The following is a 2,196-nucleotide window of genomic DNA, read 5'->3' as shown; positions in this document are numbered from 1 at the left end:
GGGGTGGGTGGGGGAGGGTGGGTACTTGCACTTTGGCGTTCCCGTCTGCCCCCTTTCCTTCTGAATTCTTCCCCCGTTTGCTTCGAGCGCAGGTTCGAGCCTGTCGAGAACCGTAGTCGAGAAGGGGGCGCCGCAAGCGCGCCGGCTCGACCGAAGGAGAAGAAGCGGGACCCCGGATCAAGTCCGGGGTGACGGGTGGGCGTGGTTCGCTTCGTTTCTCGCCGTATCCCCGCGAAGGCGGGGATCCAGGGTTATGGGCGGTGGCGTTTGCGGCTCTGGACCCCCGCCTTCGCGGGGGTACGGCCATCGACTCGCGGTTTGTGGCGAGCCCTGCGTCGGGGCCCCCGCCTTCGCGGGGGTACGTCCATTGCTCGCGGCAACGTCGCCGCGTCATCGAAACCGACCGGGCGCGGCCCGGCAACAGGAGAACGAACATGAAATGGTTCGGACGCAGGTCCGGGCGCGATGGCGTGCGTCCGGTGTTGGCGCGCGGTGGCGCGACCTTGTGGCGCGACGGCAGCGGGCCGGCGGCGGGGGATTGGGCGCAGGGCTATGAGGCGCAGCTGCGCGAGGCGTATCTGGGCAATCCGATCGCGCAGCGGGCGGTGCGGATCGTGGCGGAGGGGCTGGCGTCGCTGCCGGTGAAGGGCGACGCGCGGGCCGTGGCTTTGGTCGCGGCGCGGTCGGCGGGGCAGGATTTGCTGGAGAGCGTGGCGGCGCAGTTGCTGCTGCACGGCAATGCCTATGTCCAGATCATCGACGATGGCGCGGGCGGGATCGGCGAGCTCTATGCGCTGCGCCCCGAGCGGGTGACGGTCGAGGCGGATGCGACCGGGTGGCCGGTCGCCTATCGCTACCGGGTGGGCGAGCGGGTGCTGCGGATCTTGGGCGAGGGCGAGGGCGGTCGGCCGGGGCTGGTCCATCTGCGCGGCTTTCATCCGCTGGACGATCATTATGGGCTGGGGTGCCTGGGCGTGGCGGCGGGGGCGGTGGCGATCCACAACCAGGCGGCGCGGTGGAACAAGGCGCTGCTCGACAATGCCGCGCGGCCTTCGGGCGCGTTGGTCCATGATCCGGGCGATGGCGGGGTGCTGTCGGGCGAGCAGTTCGAACGGCTGCGCGCGCAGATGGACGATGCCTTTGCCGGCGCGGCCAATGCCGGGCGGCCGATGCTGCTCGACGGCGGGCTGAAATGGCAGGCGATGAGCCTGACCCCGGCGGACATGGATTTCGTAGGGTTGAAGGCGCAGGCGGCGCGCGAGATCGCGCTGGCGTTCGGGGTGCCGCCGATGCTGCTGGGGCTGCCGGGGGACAATACCTTTGCGAACTATCGCGAGGCGAACCGGGCGCTGTGGCGGCAGACGATCGTGCCGCTGGGCAACCGGGTGCTGGGCGCGATCGGGCAGGGGATCGATGGCTGGCTGGGGACGGGGGCGCTGGAGATCGAGGTCGAGGCGATTCCGGCGCTCTCCGACGAGCGCGACCAGTTGTGGACGCGGGTCGCGGGGGCGGATTTCCTGACGGCCGAGGAGAAGCGGGCGTTGGTGGGGATGTGATTCTCGCCACCGGCGTCATCCCAGCGAAGGCTGGGATCTCCTGGTGGGGTTCGGTCTGCTTGCCGCGAGAGACCCCAGCCTGCGCTGGGGTGACGTGCGCGGCGAGGGGGATCAGCGCGGCGGCTCGGGCAGCGTGCAAACCAACGTCGTGCGGTCGAACCGGCCGCCGGCGTCGAGGCAGCGTTTCCCTTTGAGGAACGGCAGCGCGAACAGGAAGGCGAGGAGCGCCGCGGCGAAGGCGGCGGCGATGATGCGGAGGCGCGGTCTCACGGGCGTGGGCTAGCGCGGGCATGAGCGGGAGACAAGACATGGGCGATACGGGGCTGCTGGCGCAGTTGATGGGGCAGGCGGCGGACGATGGCGCCGACCTGCAGACGCTGCGCGCGATTGCGGAGGAGGCGGGCGAGCTGGGCGCGACGCGGGCGATGGCCAGGATCGGGCTGTCGGATGCGGCGGCGGCGGGCGACGTGCAGGAGCTGCGCGAGCTGTTGAAGGCGTGGCGCGATGCCAAGCGCTCGGCGCTGCGGGCGGCGGTGGCGTGGGTGATGCGGATGGCGTTCGCGCTGCTGCTGGTCGGGATCGCGGTCAAGACCGGGTGGCCTGAGTGGGCGCGGTGAGGTTCGCCGGGTACGCCGCGATC

3 protein-coding genes are annotated in these 2,196 nt (G+C 71.1%); 2 read left to right on the top strand and 1 reads right to left on the bottom strand.

Annotation, left to right across the window (positions count from 1 at the left end):
* Nucleotides 1-434 precede the first annotated feature (434 nt).
* Nucleotides 435-1,556, top strand: a complete 1,122-nt coding sequence (locus CA237_RS19330) for a phage portal protein (protein WP_126015315.1) — start codon at nt 435-437, stop codon at nt 1,554-1,556.
* A gap of 111 nt (nt 1,557-1,667) precedes the next feature.
* Here the strand turns inward: CA237_RS19330 and CA237_RS19840 are convergent, their stop codons facing one another.
* Nucleotides 1,668-1,826: a hypothetical protein gene (locus CA237_RS19840; protein ID WP_157092725.1), complete on the bottom strand. Its 159-nt coding sequence runs from the start codon at nt 1,824-1,826 to the stop codon at nt 1,668-1,670.
* Nucleotides 1,827-1,846: 20 nt separating this feature from the next.
* Between CA237_RS19840 and CA237_RS19325 the strand changes: the two genes are divergently transcribed.
* A complete protein-coding gene (locus CA237_RS19325) occupies nt 1,847-2,173 on the top strand; it encodes a DUF6127 family protein (protein WP_232307945.1) in 327 nt (108 codons plus the stop codon).
* The last annotated feature ends 23 nt before the right edge of the window (nt 2,174-2,196 follow it).

It is taken from the genome of Sphingomonas sp. ABOLH (assembly GCF_003951715.1).
Lineage (GTDB): Bacteria > Pseudomonadota > Alphaproteobacteria > Sphingomonadales > Sphingomonadaceae > Sphingomonas > Sphingomonas hankookensis_A.
Note: the sequence above shows the minus strand (reverse complement) of the source record. Positions and strands in the feature narration are given on the sequence as shown.